The organism is Geodermatophilus siccatus, from assembly GCF_900103785.1.
Lineage (GTDB): Bacteria > Actinomycetota > Actinomycetes > Mycobacteriales > Geodermatophilaceae > Geodermatophilus > Geodermatophilus siccatus.
This window is the reverse complement of record NZ_FNHE01000018.1, coordinates 22,951-39,105: the sequence shown is the minus strand read 5'-3', so window position 1 is coordinate 39,105 and position 16,155 is coordinate 22,951. Positions and strand designations below refer to the sequence as shown.

The 16,155-nt window shown below is 75.2% G+C and carries 17 protein-coding genes; 9 read left to right on the top strand and 8 right to left on the bottom strand.

Features of this window, described 5'->3' with window-relative positions; translation table 11 throughout:
* Positions 1-16: 16 nt before the first annotated feature.
* The 5 genes from pstA to BLS21_RS23185 form a co-directional block, all read right to left on the bottom strand.
* Complete coding sequence (pstA, locus tag BLS21_RS23205; protein WP_091223984.1) at positions 17-1,102, bottom strand: phosphate ABC transporter permease PstA; 1,086 nt, start codon at positions 1,100-1,102, stop codon at positions 17-19.
* Positions 1,102-2,058 carry a phosphate ABC transporter permease subunit PstC gene (pstC, locus tag BLS21_RS23200; RefSeq protein ID WP_091223982.1) on the bottom strand — a complete coding sequence of 319 codons (957 nt, stop codon included), beginning with the start codon at positions 2,056-2,058 and terminating at the stop codon, positions 1,102-1,104. The genes pstA and pstC overlap by 1 nt, the downstream gene beginning before the upstream one ends.
* Before the next feature lie 131 nt (positions 2,059-2,189).
* A complete protein-coding gene (gene pstS / locus BLS21_RS23195; RefSeq protein WP_091223980.1) occupies positions 2,190-3,305 on the bottom strand; it encodes a phosphate ABC transporter substrate-binding protein PstS in 1,116 nt (371 codons plus the stop codon).
* A 279-nt stretch (positions 3,306-3,584) separates the two neighbouring features.
* On the bottom strand, positions 3,585-4,511 hold the full coding sequence (gene mshD, locus BLS21_RS23190) for a mycothiol synthase (protein ID WP_091224030.1): 927 nt from the start codon (positions 4,509-4,511) through the stop codon (positions 3,585-3,587).
* An 8-nt stretch (positions 4,512-4,519) separates the two neighbouring features.
* Complete coding sequence (locus BLS21_RS23185; protein ID WP_091223978.1) at positions 4,520-5,269, bottom strand: winged helix-turn-helix transcriptional regulator; 750 nt, start codon at positions 5,267-5,269, stop codon at positions 4,520-4,522.
* 223 nt (positions 5,270-5,492) lie between these two features.
* Between BLS21_RS23185 and BLS21_RS23180 the strand changes: the two genes are divergently transcribed.
* The 6 genes from BLS21_RS23180 to BLS21_RS23155 all read left to right on the top strand — a co-directional run bounded on the left by BLS21_RS23180 (position 5,493) and on the right by BLS21_RS23155 (position 9,298).
* Entirely contained in the window at positions 5,493-6,311 is an 819-nt protein-coding gene (locus BLS21_RS23180; protein WP_091223976.1) for a hypothetical protein, read from the top strand.
* Between the two features lie 11 nt (positions 6,312-6,322).
* A complete protein-coding gene (locus tag BLS21_RS23175; RefSeq protein WP_091223974.1) occupies positions 6,323-7,009 on the top strand; it encodes an LmeA family phospholipid-binding protein in 687 nt (228 codons plus the stop codon).
* A 68-nt stretch (positions 7,010-7,077) separates the two neighbouring features.
* A complete protein-coding gene (locus BLS21_RS23170; RefSeq protein ID WP_245700704.1) occupies positions 7,078-7,539 on the top strand; it encodes a TlpA family protein disulfide reductase in 462 nt (153 codons plus the stop codon).
* Positions 7,540-7,689: 150 nt separating this feature from the next.
* Positions 7,690-8,136, top strand: coding sequence for a DUF4395 domain-containing protein (locus BLS21_RS23165; protein WP_091223972.1), 447 nt, complete (start codon positions 7,690-7,692; stop codon positions 8,134-8,136).
* Positions 8,137-8,168: 32 nt separating this feature from the next.
* Positions 8,169-9,002: a sulfurtransferase gene (locus tag BLS21_RS26325; RefSeq protein WP_091223970.1), complete on the top strand. Its 834-nt coding sequence runs from the start codon at positions 8,169-8,171 to the stop codon at positions 9,000-9,002.
* Between the two features lie 2 nt (positions 9,003-9,004).
* Positions 9,005-9,298 (top strand): DUF1416 domain-containing protein, encoded by a 294-nt coding sequence (locus BLS21_RS23155; RefSeq protein ID WP_091223969.1) that lies wholly within the window; start codon positions 9,005-9,007, stop codon positions 9,296-9,298.
* Between the two features lie 162 nt (positions 9,299-9,460).
* On the opposite strand, the gene BLS21_RS23150 is transcribed toward BLS21_RS23155, so the two are convergent.
* Together BLS21_RS23150 and BLS21_RS23145 are read right to left on the bottom strand one after the other, a co-directional pair.
* Positions 9,461-10,693 carry a PP2C family protein-serine/threonine phosphatase gene (locus BLS21_RS23150; RefSeq protein WP_245700703.1) on the bottom strand — a complete coding sequence of 411 codons (1,233 nt, stop codon included), beginning with the start codon at positions 10,691-10,693 and terminating at the stop codon, positions 9,461-9,463.
* Between the two features lie 243 nt (positions 10,694-10,936).
* Entirely contained in the window at positions 10,937-11,620 is a 684-nt protein-coding gene (locus BLS21_RS23145) for a TetR/AcrR family transcriptional regulator (RefSeq protein WP_091223967.1), read from the bottom strand.
* Between the two features lie 127 nt (positions 11,621-11,747).
* On the opposite strand from BLS21_RS23145, the gene BLS21_RS23140 reads away from it, so the two are divergent.
* The 3 genes from BLS21_RS23140 to BLS21_RS23125 all read left to right on the top strand — a co-directional run bounded on the left by BLS21_RS23140 (position 11,748) and on the right by BLS21_RS23125 (position 15,104).
* Positions 11,748-12,677, top strand: coding sequence for an NAD-dependent epimerase/dehydratase family protein (locus tag BLS21_RS23140; protein WP_091223966.1), 930 nt, complete (start codon positions 11,748-11,750; stop codon positions 12,675-12,677).
* A 178-nt stretch (positions 12,678-12,855) separates the two neighbouring features.
* Complete coding sequence (locus tag BLS21_RS23130) at positions 12,856-13,389, top strand: heme-binding beta-barrel domain-containing protein (protein WP_091223962.1); 534 nt, start codon at positions 12,856-12,858, stop codon at positions 13,387-13,389.
* Complete coding sequence (locus tag BLS21_RS23125; protein WP_091223961.1) at positions 13,386-15,104, top strand: DUF885 domain-containing protein; 1,719 nt, start codon at positions 13,386-13,388, stop codon at positions 15,102-15,104. The genes BLS21_RS23130 and BLS21_RS23125 overlap by 4 nt, the downstream gene beginning before the upstream one ends.
* 99 nt (positions 15,105-15,203) lie before the next feature.
* Here BLS21_RS23125 and BLS21_RS23120 read toward each other — a convergent pair whose 3' ends face one another.
* Entirely contained in the window at positions 15,204-15,815 is a 612-nt protein-coding gene (locus BLS21_RS23120) for a hypothetical protein (protein ID WP_245700702.1), read from the bottom strand.
* Positions 15,816-16,155 lie beyond the last annotated feature (340 nt).

Sequence of the window (16,155 nt, the reverse complement as noted above, 5' to 3'; positions counted from 1 at the left end):
CCTCCAGGATTGCCGGTCAGCGACCGGTCTTGGGAGCGAAGAAGCGACTGATGAGCCGGGCGACGACGTTGAGACCCATCACCAGGATGATCAGGACGAGGGCCGCCGTCCAGGCCCGGTCGGTGGCGAACTGCGGCGGGACGCCCGGCTGGGTGAGCTGGTAGTAGGCGTAGACCGGCAGGGTCGCCATGCGGCCGTCGAACGCGTCGAGGTTCGTGGCGTTGGTGATGCCCAGGGTGATCAGCAGGGGAGCGGTCTCGCCGACGACGCGGGCGATCGCCAGGGTGACGCCGGTGCCGAGGCCTGCGATCGACGTCGGGATGACCACCTTGACGATGGTGCGCCACTTCGGCACACCCAGCGCGTAGGAGGCCTCACGCAGCTCGTTGGGCACCAGCTTGAGCACCTCCTCCGCCGAGCGGACGACGACCGGGATCATCAGCACCGACAGCGCGATCGCGCCCATGACGCCGAGCCGGATGCCCGGGCCGAAGAAGATCGCGAACAGCGCGTAGGCGAACAGGCCGGCCACGATCGACGGGATGCCGGTCATGACGTCGACCAGGAAGGTGATCGCCCGCTTCAGCCGCCCGCGGGCGTACTCCACGAGGAAGATCGCCGTCATCAGGCCGATCGGCACGGAGATCAGCGTGGTCAGGGCCGTGATGATCAGCGTGCCCATGATGGCGTGGTAGGCGCCGCCGCCCTCGCCCACGATGCCGACGAGCGAGGAGTTGAAGAACTCGCCGTCCAGCCGTGCGGCGCCGCGGCTGACGACCTCCCAGACCAGGGAGACCAGGGGCACCATCGCCAGCCCGAAGGCACTGACCACCAGGCAGGTCACCAGCCGGTCGGTGGCCCGCCGGGGGCCCTCCACGGTCCGGGTCAGCAGGTACACCGCCAGCGTCCCGAGGACGACGGTGTAGAGCACGAACAGCGCGATGTTGAGGTCGAACACCGGCCAGAGCACGCCCACGACGGCGGCGGCCCCCAGGAAGACCGCCCAGGGCGACCAGTTCGGCAGCCGACGGGCGCGCTCGCCGCGGCGTGGCGCGGGGGCGCTGCTCCCCGTGGGCGCCGGCGCGGTGGAGGTCTGGCTCATCAGTTCGCTCCGGAGAAGTCGGCGCGCCGGTTGACGATCGCGCGGGCCAGCATGTTCACCGCGAGGGTGATGACGAACAGGGCCAGGCCGCTGGCGATCAGCGTGTTGATGTCGATGCCCGAGGACTCGGGGAACTCCAGCGCGATGTTCGCCGCGATGGTCGACGGGTTGCCGCTGCTGATCAGGTTGAACGTGATGCCGCCGGAGACCGACAGCACGATCGCCACGGCCATGGTCTCGCCGAGTGCCCGGCCGAGGCCCAGCATGGCGCCGCCGATGACGCCGGAGCGGCCGTAGGGGAGGACCGCCATCCGGATCATCTCCCAGCGGGTGGCGCCCAGGGCGAGCGCCGCCTCGCGGTGCAGGCTCGGGACCTGCAGGAAGACCTCGCGGGAGATGGCGCTGATGATCGGCAGGATCATCACGGCGAGGACCAGGCCGGTGGTCAGCATGGTGCGCCCGGTGGTCGAGGCAGGGCCGGCGAACAGCGGGATGAAGCCGAGGTCGCGCTCGAGCCACTGGTAGAAGGGCACCAGCTTCGGCGCCAGCCAGAAGATGCCCCAGAAGCCGTAGACGATGCTCGGGATCGCGGCGAGCAGGTCGACCAGGTAGCCCAGGCCCTGGGCGATCCGCCGCGGCGCGTAGTAGCCGATGAACAGGGAGATCGCCACGGCCAGTGGCGTCGCCACGAGCAGCGCGATGACCGCCGCGAGCAGGGTGCCGAAGACCAGCGGGGCGATGTAGGAGGCCAGGCCGCCGCCCCCGGGGATGTCCTCGGCCGGGGCGGTCAGCGCGGGCACCGCCTCCACGACGAGGAACGCGGCGACCCCCGCGAGGATGACGAGGATCAGGATCCCGGCGCCCTTGGCGGTACCGGCGAAGACCCGGTCACCGGGACGGCGGACCGACCGTCCGGTCCCGGCGGGGGACGGGGGTGTGGTCCTGGTGCTGCTCACCGCTGCTCCGTGGTGTGTGGGCCGGTGCCTGGGGACCCGGCGGAGGGTGGTTCGGGCGCCCGGCCAGGGCCGGGCCCGCCAACGGCCCGGGGCGCCGTCGGGCGCCCCGGGCCGTTGCCGGACATCGTCGCTCAGCCGGCCGTGATGGCGTCCACGGCCGTCTGGGCCTGCTGGCGCAGCGCGTCGGAGATCGGCGCGGAACCCGCGGCCTCGGCCGCGGCCTGCTGGCCCTCCTCGCTGATCACATACCCCATGAAGTCGGCCACCAGTCCGGCGGTCTCCTGGTCGTCGTACCGGACGCAGCCGATGTGGTAGCTGACCAGCACGATCGGGTAGCTGCCCGACTCGGTGGTGTCGCGGGCCAGCTCGATGGCGAAGTCGTACTGACCCCGGCCCTGGACCCGCTCGGAGTTCTCGACGACCGCCGCGGCCGCCTCCGGGGTGGGGGCGACGAACTCCTCGCCGACCCCGACGTTGGCCACGCCCAGGTCGCCGGCCTGGCTCTCGTCGGCGTAGCCGATGGTGCCGTTGCCGCCGCTGACGGCGCTGATGACGCCGGAGGTGCCCTGGGCGGCCTCGCCGCCGGCGACCGGCCAGTTGCCGTCCGGCTCGTGCGGCCACGCCCCACCGGCAGCAGCGGCCAGGTACTCGGTGAAGTTCTCGGTGGTGCCCGACTCGTCGGACCGGTTCACCGGGGTGATCGCCAGGTCGGGCAGCGTCACGCCCGGGTTGTCCGCAGCGATCGCCGGGTCGTTCCACGTGGTGATCTTCTGGTCGAAGATGCCGGCGATCACCTGGGGGGAGAGGTTGAGCTCGTCGACGCCCTCGAGGTTGTAGACGACCGCGATGGGCGAGATGTAGTTCGGCAGCTCGAAGACCTCACCGCCGCCGCAGCGCTCGGCCGCGGCGGTCAGCTCCTCCTCGTCCAGCGCGGCGTCGGAGCCGGCGAAGTCCACGCCACCGGCGAGGAACTGCTCACGGCCACCGCCGGAGCCCACCGGGTCGTAGTTCACGGTCACGCCCGGCTGCGCGCCGGAGTAGCCGGCCGTCCACCCCTGCATGGCGGCCTGCTGGCTGCTGGCGCCGGCGCCGTCCAGGGCGCCGCTGAGCTCCGTGGCGCCGCCCGTGCCGGTGCTGCCGCCGCCACCGGCGCTCTCCTCGTTCGCCGCGCCGCAGGCGGTCAGCGCGAGGGTGCCGGCGAGCGCGGTCGAGAGGACGACGGCGCGCGGCGTGGTGCTGAGCTTCAAGGAAGGGGCCCTTCGACGTGTGCCCGGGCCATCCGCCGGGCAGCGCGGAACCAACGAGGACCGACGCTAGGGAGCCGAGGTGGACGCCTCCCGGTGCACCGATGAACGCGGGGTGAACGGCGGCCGAGGCCTGTGTCACGTCGTGTGGGCCGGATCACGTCCATCGGGTGAACGCGGGCGCGCCGACTGGCGCACCCCGGTCCACAGGCTCACCGCGAGCCTGCGAGCGGTGAGGAGGACGGGGTCCTCTCACGAGTGGTGGCGGGCCGGGGGCCTCGCTCAGCGGGCGCGGCGCCAGGAGACGTCGACCGCGTGCCGGGTGAACCCGCTGCGCGCGTACAGCGTCACCGCCGCGGTGTTGTCCTCCTCGACGTAGAGCAGCACCTGGCGCAGCCCGAGGCCGCGCAGGTGGGCCAGCCCCACGTCGGTGAGCGCGCGGCCCAGGCCCAGGCCCTGCGCGTCGGGGTCGATGCCGAGCACGTAGACCTCGCCGACCGCCTCCGGCCCCTCGTCGCCCGGCGGGTGCACCTTCGTCCAGTGCGACCCCAGCAGCCGGTCGCCGTCCCAGGCGAGGAAGAAGCCGGCCGGGTCGAACCACGGTTCGGCCTCGCGCAGCAGCAGGTCCTCGGTCGTCCAGCTGCCCTGCTCGGGGTGGGAGGCGAAGGCGCGGGCGTTGGTGCGCAACCAGGCCTGCTCGTCGTGGCCGGGCCGGAAGGTGCGCACCGAGACGCCCTCGGGCAGCCGCAGCCGGGGCTCGGGGTCGACGCCGGCCAGGTCGCGGCGCATCTGCAGCAGCACCCGCGCCCGCTGGTAACCGCGGCGTCGCGCGAGCTCGGCCGACCCGGGCAGGTCGCCGTGGGCCCAGACCCGCAGGGGGCGGTCGCCGGCCAGCGCCTCGAGGTGGGCCAGCAGCGTGCGGCCGACCCCCTGACGGCGGGCGCCGGGGGCGACGACCAGCTCGGCCTCGGCGTCCCCCGTGCCGTCCCCGCCCTCGAACCGCGCGTAGCCGGTCAGCGTGCCGTCGGCGGCGGTGGCGAGCGCGTCGCGACCGCCGGCCGGACCGCCGTGCTGCAGCCGCAGCTCGGCCTCCTCCGAGAGCGGGCGGACGCCGTCGGCCGCGGTCGCCGCGCGCACCAGCGCGAGGACGGCGTCGACGTCGGCCGGGTCGAGCCGGTCGACGTCCCGGACGAGGGGGGCAGTGGACAGCGGGGGCCTCAGACCAGCTCGGTGTCGTTCGGCGCCCGGGTCTCGGCCGCGGCGCGCGCGGCGGCCGCGGTGGCGTCGGCGACCTGCTGGTCGAGCTTGTAGCCGACGTTGCGCACGGTGCCGATCAGCGCCTCGTGCTCGGTGCCGAGCTTGGCCCGCAGCCGGCGCACGTGGACGTCGACGGTGCGGGTGCCGCCGAAGTAGTCGTAGCCCCAGATCTCCTGGAGCAGCTGGGCACGCGAGAAGACCCGGCCCGGGTGCTGGGCCAGGTACTTCAGCAGCTCGAACTCCTTGTAGGTGAGGTCGAGCGGGCGGCCGCGCAGCTTGGCCGAGTAGCTGTGCTCGTCGATCACCAGCTCGCCGGCCTGGGTCACACCGCCCTCCGGCCCGTCGGCGGGGGAGGTGGCGGCCAGCCGCCGGGCGGTGGCCCACTTCAGGCGGGCGTCGACCTCGGCCGGGCCGGCGGTGTCGAGCAGCACGTCGTCGATGCCCCAGTCGGCCGACAGCGCGACCAGGCCGCCCTCGGAGAGGACGGCGACCAGCGCGGAGGCGACGCCGGTGGAGGACAGCAGGCTGCACAGGGTGCGCGCCTGGATGAGGTCGTGCCGGGCGTCGACGAGGACGACGTCGCCGGAGTCGCCGTCGAGCAGGCTGGACAGCTCCGGCGCCACCACGCGGACGTGGTGTCCCAGCAGGCCGAGGGCGGGCAGCACCTCGGTCGTGGCCTGACGTGCGGCGGTCATGAGCACGAGTCGCATGACGTCTCCTCAGGGGAGCCGGGGACGACGGTCGTCGTCCGGGGGCCCACGACGGCGCTGTCGAAGAGACAGCAGGATAACCGACGTGATCCACCCGTTCCCGTCCCGAACCGGTCGCGACACGTGACCGTCCCCACGGACGACGGCGCGCGACCCGGCGACGCGACACCCACCCCTCGCTCGTCGGCCGGATCGGGCGCCGGCTGTCTGCGACGATCGGACCGTGACGGCGACCGAGGCGGGACCCGGGCTCCCTGCCCGCGCGTGGCACCTGTCCACCGCCGTCGTCGCGGCCGTCGCGACGGCCCTGCTGGTCGGGCTGCCCGCGGTCGCGGGGGAGCCGGGCCGGCTGGTGGCGGTGGCCGTCCTGCAGGTGGCGCTGGTCGCGGCGTGGGTTCCGGCGACCGGGATCCCCGGGCGGGCCGGCGCGCCGGCCCTCGGGCTCGCCGCGGCGGCCGGCGCGGACCTGCTGGTCGTGGTGCCCGAGCGGCCGGAGATCGGCGCGCTGCTCGCCGTCCCGGGCCTGGGCCTGCTCGCCGCGGTGCTGCACCAGATGCTGCGCCGGGCGCCGCGGTCCGACGTCGTCGGCTCGCTGGCCGGCGTCCTCCTGCTGGTCACCACGGTCGCCGCCCTGGCCGTCCTGCTGCTCCTGCCCGCCGCCGGCGACGGGACGGCCGCGGTCAGCCCCCTGCTCGTCGTCGGGGCGACGCTGCTGGTGGGCTCCCTGGTCGACCTCCTGCTGCCCCGCCCGGTGATCGCGGCCGGCGTGCCGCAGGGGGTGCCCGCGCTGGTGCTCGGTGTGCTGGCCGGTGTGGCCGTGGCGGTGGTCGGCTCCGGCGCCGACGACGTGGCCACGGTCCTCGGGGCGCTCGTCGCCGGCCTGGCGCTGGGCGCGGTCGCCGCGCTCACCGGGCTGGCCGCGGGCTACGTCGTCGCGGCGGGCCCGCGCCGGGCGTGGGCGGCGGCCCTGCTGCAGGCGGTGCTGCCCTTCGCCGCGGCCGCCCCCGTGGCGTTCTCCGTCCTGCTGCAGAAGGTCCTCTGAGGAGCCGGTCCGTGCGTGCGCTCGTGGTGTTGCTGCTCCTGGCCGGCCTGGTCGTCGGCGCGGACCGGATCGGTGAGGAGATCGCCGAGGACCAGGTGGCGCGGGTGGTGGCCCAGCGGGCCGGGCTCGCCGGCGCACCCGACCTGGAGTTCGAGGGCTTCCCGTTCCTCACCCAGGCGGTCGGCGGGCGGTACGAGGACGTGCGGGTCTCCCTGACCGGCGCCGACCTGGGTGAGCCCGAGGGCACCCGCGCCGACGTCTCGCTGCAGGGGGTGCACGTGGCGCTGTCCGACGTCCTGTCCGGATCGGTGCAGGAGGTGCCGGTGGAGCGGGTCGACGGCACCGCGACGCTGTCCTACGACCTGCTCGCCGGCCAGCTGGGCCCGGGCACGACCCTGACGCGGGACGGCGACGGCCTGCGGGTGCAGCGCACCGTGGAGGTCGCCGGGGTGAGCGTTCCCCTGGCCGCCACGGGCACGGTCTCGCTCGACGGCGGCACCGTGGTGGTCGACGTCGACGAGGCCTCCAGCGCCGGCGTCGACGTCCCGGGGTACCTCGTCGACCAGGTCAGCGACGCCCTGGACCTGCGCTACCGCATCCCGCCGCTGCCCTTCGGCCTGCAGGTCACCGGCGTCGCACCGGCCGACGACGGCGTGCGGGTGCGGGTCGAGGCGACCGACACGGTCCTGTCCGGCTGACCCACCCGCCCGGTCCCCCGATCGGGGGAGCCGGAACAGCCGGCGGGCCGGGCGGGTTGCTGCCCGACGTGGACCCGATCGGAGCCGGCGTGCTGGGCGTCGCCCTCGCGCTGACGGCGGTCGGGGCCTGGTGGCTGCGGAGGAGGGACGGCGCGGTGCGCGCAGCGGAGGGCGGGCAGGAGCGGACGGCGACCGCCGTGCTCGAGGGCCTGGGCGTGCGCCCGGGCGACGCCGAGCTGACCGTCGTCCAGTTCTCGACGGCGTTCTGCGGGCCGTGCCGGGCGACCCGGGCCCGGCTGCAGCAGCTGCAGGCCACCCGGCCGGGGCTGGCGCACGTGGACGTCGACGCCGAGAGCCACCTCGACGCCGTCCGTGAGCTGGGCGTCCGGCGCACCCCGACGCTGTTCTACCTGGACCGCGCGGGCCGGCTGATCGGCCGCAGCAGCGGTACCCCGCGGCCCGAGGAGCTCACCCGGCTGGTCGAGGCGCACGTCGCCCCGGCCCCGGCCCGGGACGGGGGCGGACTGTGATCCGTTACCCTCGCGCCGTGGGCATCCTGCTGACCAGCCGCCGCACAGTGGACCTGTGCCGCGTCGGCAGCTGCCTGTGTCCGGCCTCCTAGGGCGAGCCCAGCCTCGTCCCGACGTGCCCTGACCGCCGTCCGGAAGCCCTCTGCCCCCATGCTCCCAGCACACCCGCCGACCGGCCGCGAGGTCGACGTCCGGGGTCCGCGCGCCGCCGCGTGGGTCACCAGCGCCGTCCTCGCCGTCGCCCTGCTGACCGGCAGCGGCGTCCTGGTCGCCCTCCAGGCCGCCGTCTTCGCCGTCGGAGCGTTCGCCGGTCTGCGGTACGCCCCCTACGGGGTGCTGTTCCGCGTCCTCGTCGCCCCGCGGCTGGGTCCGGTCCGCGAGCGGGAGCCCGAGGCGCCGGCGCGCTTCGCCCAGCTGGTCGGCCTCGTCTTCGCCGTCGTGGGCGCCGCCGGGTACCTCTCCGGCGCGCCGCTCGTCGGCGCCGTCGCGACCGGCCTCGCGCTGGTGGCGGCCCTGCTCAACGCGGCCGCGGGCTTCTGCCTCGGCTGCGAGCTGTACCTGACCGTCCGCCGGGCCCGTCCCGCGCGCACCACCTGACCGCACACCCACCACAGGAGGGACCACCCCCCATGAGCCGCAACGACGTGCTCGTCTCCGCCGACTGGGCCCAGGAGCACATCGGCGCCCCCGGCATCGTCTTCGTCGAGGTCGACGAGGACACCAGCGCCTACGACAAGGGCCACATCGAGGGCGCGGTCAAGCTGGACTGGAAGACCGACCTGCAGGACCCGCTGCGCCGCGACTTCGTGAGCAAGGAGCAGTTCGAGCAGCTGCTGTCGGAGAAGGGCGTCAGCAACGACGACACCGTCGTGCTCTACGGCGGCAACAACAACTGGTTCGCCGCCTACGCCTACTGGTACTTCAAGCTCTACGGCCACGACCAGGTCAAGCTGATCGACGGCGGCCGCAAGAAGTGGGAGCTCGACAGCCGCCCGCTGTCGCCCGACGCCGTCCAGCGCCCGGCCACGCAGTACCAGGCCAAGGACCCCGACACCTCCATCCGCGCCTTCCGCGACGAGGTCGTCGCCGCGATCGGCCAGAAGAACCTGGTCGACGTCCGCTCGCCCGACGAGTTCGCCGGCAAGCTGGTCGCCCCCGCGCACCTGCCGCAGGAGGGCGCGCAGCGCCCCGGCCACATCCCCACCGCGGTGAACGTGCCGTGGAGCAAGGCGGCCAACGAGGACGGCACCTTCAAGAGCGACGAGGAGCTGGCCAAGCTCTACGCCGAGGCCGGCCTCGACACCGGCAAGGACACCATCGCCTACTGCCGGATCGGCGAGCGCTCGAGCCACACCTGGTTCGTGCTGCGCGAGCTGCTCGGTCACCAGAACGTCAAGAACTACGACGGCTCCTGGACCGAGTACGGCTCCCTCGTCGGCGTCCCGATCGAGAAGGGGGCCTGAGCATGTGCGGCGCTCCGAAGCAGGGCGGTGCCCTGGCCGGGATCGACCTGAGCACCCAGACGGTGATCCAGGGCCAGGTCTGGCACGACGGCGCCCCCGTCGCCGGGGCCTACGTCCGGCTGCTGGACTCGACCGACGAGTTCACCGCCGAGGTGGTCACCAGCCCGGAGGGCGAGTTCCGCTTCTTCGCCGCCCCGGGTGAGTGGAAGCTGCGCTCCCTGGCCCCGGTCGGCAGGGGCGAGCGCGTCCTCACCGCCGACGTCGGCCTCAACGAGACCACCGTCGCCATCGCATAAGGACCCCTCTGCCCCCGCCGCTCGCGAGCTCGCGGCGGGACCCTGCAGCGGGGCCGCCCGTCCTCCCCACCCCTCGCGGGCTCGGGGCGGGCCCCTGGACGGGCCGTCCACGACAGCGCCCCCCTCGCACGAGCGAGAGGGGCGCTGTCGTGTCCGGGGTCTCTAGTCCACGCCGGGTGGGAGGCGGTTGGGGCCGGCCTCGGGCGGCCGCGGACGGTCCTCCGGATGCGCGCGGACGGCCACGATCGCGACGTCGTCGGCCCCGTCCACCGGCAGCATCCGCCCGAGGAGCGTGTCGCACAGCTCCTCCAGTGACGTCTCGCCGAGGTCGCGCAGCACCTCCCGCATCGTCGCCAGCCCCTCGTCCAGGTCGGCGTCCCGACGCTCGACCAGGCCGTCGGTGACCAGCAGCAGGGTGTGCCCGTCGCGCAGCTCGGCGGTGTGGTCGGTGCGCGGTGCGTCGGGGTCGATGCCGAGCATCAGCTCGGGGCGGGTCTCGAGCAGCGTGGTCGAGCCGTCGGGGGCGAGCAGCACCGGCGGGAGGTGTCCGGCGTTGCTCCAGCGCAGCACGCGCGTGCCGGCCACGGGCACGTCCGGGTGCCGCTCGACGCGGGCGAGGACGACGGTCGCCATCGTGCTCACCGCGAGCCCGCGCGCCACGTGCTCGGTCCGGGACAGCGTGTCCGACGGTGGCTCGTCGTTGTCGTAGGCGAGCGCCCGCAGCAGGCCGCGCAGCTGGCCCATCGCCGCGGCGGCGTCGCTGTCGTGTCCGACGACGTCCCCGATCACCAGCATCGTCGCGCCGTCGGGCTGGAGGAACGCGTCGTACCAGTCGCCGCCGACCTGCGCCCCGTGCGCGGCCGGGCGGTACCGCACGGCGACCTGCAGGTGGTCGGGTTCCGGCGGTGGGGTCAGCAGCGCCTGCTGCAGCCGGTCGGACAGCGCGCGCTGCTCGGCGGCCCGCTCGGTCACCCGCCGCAGCTCCGCGGCCTGGCGCCGGGCGGCCAGCCGGTCGGTCAGGTCGCGGAAGGACACCACCACGCCGGTCACCGCGCCGTCCTCCACTGTCGGGACGGCGATCAGCTCGACCGGCACGGGGGTGCCGTCGCGGTGCCAGAAGACCTCGTGCTCGGCGGTGATCGTCCGGCCGCTCCGCAGCGCGCCCCAGACCGGGCACTCGTGCTTCGGGTACGGCGAGCCGTCGGGCCGGCGCCCGTGGATCACCGCGTGCTGGTCGCGCCCCAGCTGCTCCTCGGCGGCGAGCCCGGTCATCCGCACCGCCGCCGGGTTGACGAACTCGACGCGCCCGTCGGCGTCCAGGCCGTAGATGCCGTCGGCGACGTTGGCCAGGACGCGCTCGTACCGGGCGAGGGTCCGGGAGAGCAGGGCCTCCACGTCTGAGCGGAGCGTGCCACCCCCACCGTTGCCGAGCATCCCCACGATCCCGTCACCTCCCTCGCGTCCGGACCGGTACCGCCGCGGTCCGCCAGCCTGCCGTACCAGGATCGGCCCTCCACCAGGACGTCGCCGACCGGCGCCTCGTTCCCGCGCAGCCGCCCCGGCGACGGGGCCGAGGCGGACAGCGGCGTCCGCGCGAACGGCCGCACCGCGGCCGGGCGGCTCCCGGTCGAGGGCACGTCAGAGCCCCAGGAGATCGGTGAGCTCGCCCATCGCGATGTCGAAGTACCGGTCGGTGTCCGCGACGGAGCCGGCGAGGTGCCCGAAGAGCTCGAAGCTGACGGTCCCGTAGAGCGAGCTCCAGGCGAGCAGCGCGCGCACCCGGACGGCGTCGTCGATCGCGGGGTGCTCCCCGCCGAGGACGGCGGCCGTCTCGACGCTCACCAGCTCCGGGTCCCGGTCGCCCCCGGCGGCTTCCGGCAGGGCGCCGCTGCGGGCCGCGTCGCCGAGGATCCGGCCCAGGACCACGCCCACCCGCGCGGCTGCCGGGACGGTGTCCCGCGGAGCCGCGTAACCGGGCACGGGTGAGCCGTAGAGCAGGGCGTACTCGTGCGGGTGCGCCCGGGCCCACGACCGGACGGCGCGGCACACCCCCAGCCAGCGCTCCCGCGGCGCCGCGCCCGGGTCGTCGGCGGCCTCCGCGGCGGCCCCCAGGGCGTCGTAGCCGTCGGTGATCAGGCGGGTCAGCAGCTCGTCGCGGCTGGCGAAGTAGCGGTAGACGGCCGACGAGGCCATGCCCACCTCGCGCGCGACCGCCCGCAGCGAGAGCCCGGCCGCCCCCACCTCGGCCAACTGCCGCCGGGCGACGGCGGTGATCTCGGCGGTCACCTCGGCGCGGACGCGGTCACGGACGGTGGGCGGCACGCGGCCGATCCTCCCCGCTGTGATCGGTGCACGCAAACGAGAGCGCTGCTCTTGACCGACCGCGGGCGCCGTGCGAGCGTCGTCCTCCTCCGAGAGCAGTGCTCTCGTCAGATCTCGAGGAGGAGTCATGGCACTGCACGTGGTCGTGGGCAAGGGCCCGGTCGGGACGACGACCGCCGACCTGCTGGCTGCCCAGGGGCACCGGGTCCGGGTGCTGTCGCGCAGCGGGGGGACGTCGACGGACGCCGTCGAGCACCGTCGGGTGGAGGCGGCCGACGCAGACGCGGTCGCCGCGGCCGCGCATGGCGCGGCCGCGCTGTACAACGCGGTGAACCCCGCCTACCACCGCTGGACGACCGACTGGCCGCCGGTCGCCACGGCGCTGCTGACCGCGGCGGAGCGGACGGGCGCGGTGCTGGTCACGATGTCCAACCTGTACGTCTACGGCGCCCCGACCGGCCCGATGAGCCCTGACAGCCCCCTGGCCGCCACCGACCGCAAGGGCCGGGTGCGCATCGCGATGTGGCGGGAGGCGCTGGCCGCGCACGAGGCCGGCCGGGTGCGGGTGACCGAGGCCCGTGCCGCGGACTTCGTGGGCCCGCAGGTGCCGGCCGAGCACTCCCACCTCGTCCGGCAGCTGCCCGCGCTGCGCCGCGGCCGCCGAGCCTGGGTGGTCGGCGACCCCGACGTCCTCCGCAGCTGGGCGTACCTGCCCGACGTCGCCGCGACGCTGGCCACGCTGGGGACCGACGAGCGGGCGCTCGGCCGGGCCTGGCACGTGCCGAGCGCACCCCCGCGCTCGCAGCGGCAGGCGCTGGCCGACCTGGCGGCGGCCCTCGGTGCGCCACCGGCCCGGGTGGGCCGGATCCCGTGGTCCGTCCTGCGCGGCATCGGACTGGTGTCGCCGATGCTGCGCGAGGTCGTCGACGTCCGGCACCAGTTCGACCGGGAGTACGTGATCGACGCGTCGGCGACGACCGCCACCTTCGGGCTGGCACCCACGCCGTGGGACGAGGTGGTGGCCGCGACGGCCGGGGCGGCGCCGGCGACCGCCTGAAGGAGGACCCCGTCCTCCGCAGGCTCGCGGCAGGGCCCTGCAGGGAGGCCGGGCCGGGCAGCCCTACGGTGGAGCGCATGGTCTCTGCCTGGGTCCTCGTGGCCCTGACGTCGCTCGCGGCGCTCGGCTGCGGGTTCGGCGCCGCCCGGCTCGCCCGCCGCCCCCGGGAGGCGCGCCGATGACCGGCGACACCGAGCTGCCGGTCGCCGACACCGTCGACGTCCGCTCGGGACCGGAGGTCTCCGAGGAGCTGCTCGCCGTCCTGCCGCTGCTCGGCGAGTGGCACGGCGAGGGGCAGGCCGCGGGTCCTGCGGGCGATCACCGCTTCGGCCAGTGGATCCGGTTCAGCCACGACGGTCGCGGCTTCCTCGCCTACGACTCCCGCACCTGGCGGCTGACCGACGACGGGCAGGTCGTCGGGCCGGCGGTCCGGGAGGCCGGCTTCTGGCGGCCCCGCGGCGGGGACGACGTCGAGCTGCTGGTCACCAGCCCCGACGGGCTGGTCGAGCTCTACGTCGGCCGGGCCCGGACGACGACCAGCTGGGAACTGAGCACCGACGTCCTCGCCCGCACCCCCGACGCCCCCGAGGTGTCCCGCGCCGTGCGGCTCTACGGCATCGTCGAGGGTGCGCTCATGTACGCGATCGACCGCGCCGCCGGCGACGAGCCGCTGCGGCCCACCATGTCGGCCCGGCTGGAGCGCCTCCGGTGAGCGGCCCGCTCGACCCGTCCGCCCACCCCGCCACCCCCCGCCAGGTCGCCGACCGGTACGTCGACGCGGTCTGCGAGCTCGACCCGATCGTGGCCACCTCGCTGGGCACCCGCCCCGGCGACGACCGGCTGCCCGACCCCAGCCCTGCCGGGCTGGAGGCCGAGGCGCAGCTGGCCCGCGACACCCTCACCGAGCTGGACCGCGTGCTGGCGGCCGACCCGTCCCTGGACGACGACCCGGTCGAGCGGCGCTGCGCCCGCCTGCTGCGCGAGCGGCTGGGCGCCGAGCTGGACGGGCACGAGGCCGGGGAGGGGCTGCGGGCGCTGTCCAACCTGTTCAGCCCGGTGCACTCGATCCGGCAGGTCTTCCTGCTCATGCCGACGTCCTCGGCCGAGGACTGGGCGGTCGTGGCCCGGCGGATGGCCCGCGTCCCCGAGGCGTACCGCGGCTTCCGCGCGTCGCTCGAGGAGGGCGCCCGCCGCGGGCTCCTGGTGGCCCCGCGCCAGGTCTCGACCGTGGTGGAGCAGCTCGGCGAGTGGCTGGCCGGGCCGTTCTTCGGCGGGTTCGCCGCGGGCGGCCCGGACGCGCTCCGCGGTGAGCTGGACGCTGCCGCCCAGGCCGCCGACGGCGCGGTGGCCGAGGTGCGCGACTTCCTCCGCGACGTCTACCTGCCGCAGGTGGACGGGACGCCGGACGCCGTCGGCCGCGACCGCTACGCCCTGGCCGCCCGCCGCTGGACCGGCTCGGACCTCGGCGCCGGCGAGGGCCTGGAGGAGGCCTACACCTGGGGCTGGGCCGAGCACCGGCGGATCCTCGCCGAGCAGCGGGCCGAGGCCGAGCGGGTCGTGCCCGGCGGGACGCCGATGGAGGCCATGCGCTGGCTGGACGTGCACGGTCCCGCCGTCGACGGCGTCGAGGCGATCCGCGAACGGCTGCAGGCGATGATGGACGAGGCGATCGCGGCCCTCGACGGCGTCCACTTCGACCTCGCCGAGCCGGTCCGCCGGGTCGAGGCGATGATCGCGCCCCCGGGCAGCGCAGCCGCGCCCTACTACACGCGGCCGGCGCACGACTTCTCCCGCCCGGGCCGCACCTGGCTGCCGACCATGGGCCGGGAGCGCTTCCCGCTCTGGGACCTGACCTCGATCTGGTACCACGAGGGCGTCCCGGGCCACCACCTGCAGCTGGCCCAGTGGGCGTACGTGTCCGGGCGGCTGTCGACGTACCAGACGTCGCTGGGCTCGGTCGGCGCGAACGTCGAGGGCTGGGCGCTGTACGCCGAGCGGCTCATGGACGAGCTCGGGTACTTCGCCGACCCGGGTACGCGGTTGGGTTTCCTCGACGCCCAGCAGCTGCGGGCGGTACGGGTGGTCATCGACATCGGCATGCACCTCGGCCTGCCGGTCCCGGACGACGCCGAGGGGACCCTCGCCGACTCCCGCGGCCGGCCCTGGACGCCGGAGCTCGCCCGCGCCTTCCTCGGCGAGCACAGCGGCGCCACGCCGGCCTTCCTCGACAGCGAGCTGGTCCGCTACCTCGGGCTGCCGGGGCAGGCGATCAGCTACAAGCTCGGCGAGCGCGCCTGGCTGGACGGTCGCGCGGCGGCGCAGCGGGCGCGGGGCGGGGCCTTCGACCGCAGGGCGTGGCACATGGCCGCGCTGTCGCAGGGCTCGCTGGGGCTCGACGACCTGGCCGCGGAGCTCGCCGTCCTCTGAGAGAGGACCCCCCTTCTCCCCACGCCTCGCAGGCTCAGGCGGAGGGCCCCCGAGGGGTGGCCGTTCCAGCACGTCACCGGCTGGCAGCGCGGTCATCGCTCAGTCGCGTGGGGGGATGGGGTTGACCGGGTCGGTGTCGTGGCCCACCGGATCGTCCGGGGTGGCCGGGTGCGCCTCCAGCAGGGAGCCCAGGACGGCGTCGACCGCGCCGGCCGGCCCGCCGACGTAGGTGCTCATCAGGGTGGGGTCGGTGGCGACGAACCAGGCACGGTCGGTCGGCCACCACACGGCGGCGCTCTGCTCCTGCGGCTCGGGCGCGAAGTTGGCCGACGCCAGGGTCACCGGTCCGCGACGCAGCAGCAGGTCGCAGGCGGGTAGCGCCAGGTGCGGGCGGCCGGGGTGCCCGTCGTCGCACCAGCCGAACCAGCACTCCTGCGGCGTGGCCGTCCACGGGGCGAGCAGGTCGGCCAGCGCAGCGGCCACGGAGGCGGGCAGGTGGCCCTCGGCCGGGCTGTCGTTCCACAGTCCGGGCTGGTCGTCCTCGCCGACGTACTCCCACGACCCGGTGATCGCCGGCCACTGCATCAGCCGGTGCGCGGTGGTGCCGTTGTGGGCCGCGACCTCGTCCCAGCGGACCTCGACGTCCTCGTCGCCGGCGTAGCGCACGGCGGGGTGCAGCACCCGGGCGTAGGCCTCGAACACCGGCGGCACGAGGGAGGCGACGGTGCGGTCGCGCCGGAGGGCGGCGGCGACCCACGTGCCGGGGGAGTCGCCGGTCCCGACCGCGTCGGTGGACAGGGGGACCTCCCCGGGAAACGGACAACCCCCGGGCTGCTCCGCGGCGCCCAGCCCTCCGATGAGGGGAGCAGCACGCGGGCCGGCTGGACAAATGCCGGCGGCCCGGGGGTCGGGTGACTGTCCGGTTCTCGCTCGCCGCCGTACGACGGACGGGCGATCTGCCGTCGTTCAGACTGTCGTCTGAACGGGCGGCCCATCTGGACGGCGGCTAGCGGACAGCCACCTCACGAGTCCGATAAGCATGCAAGTTACG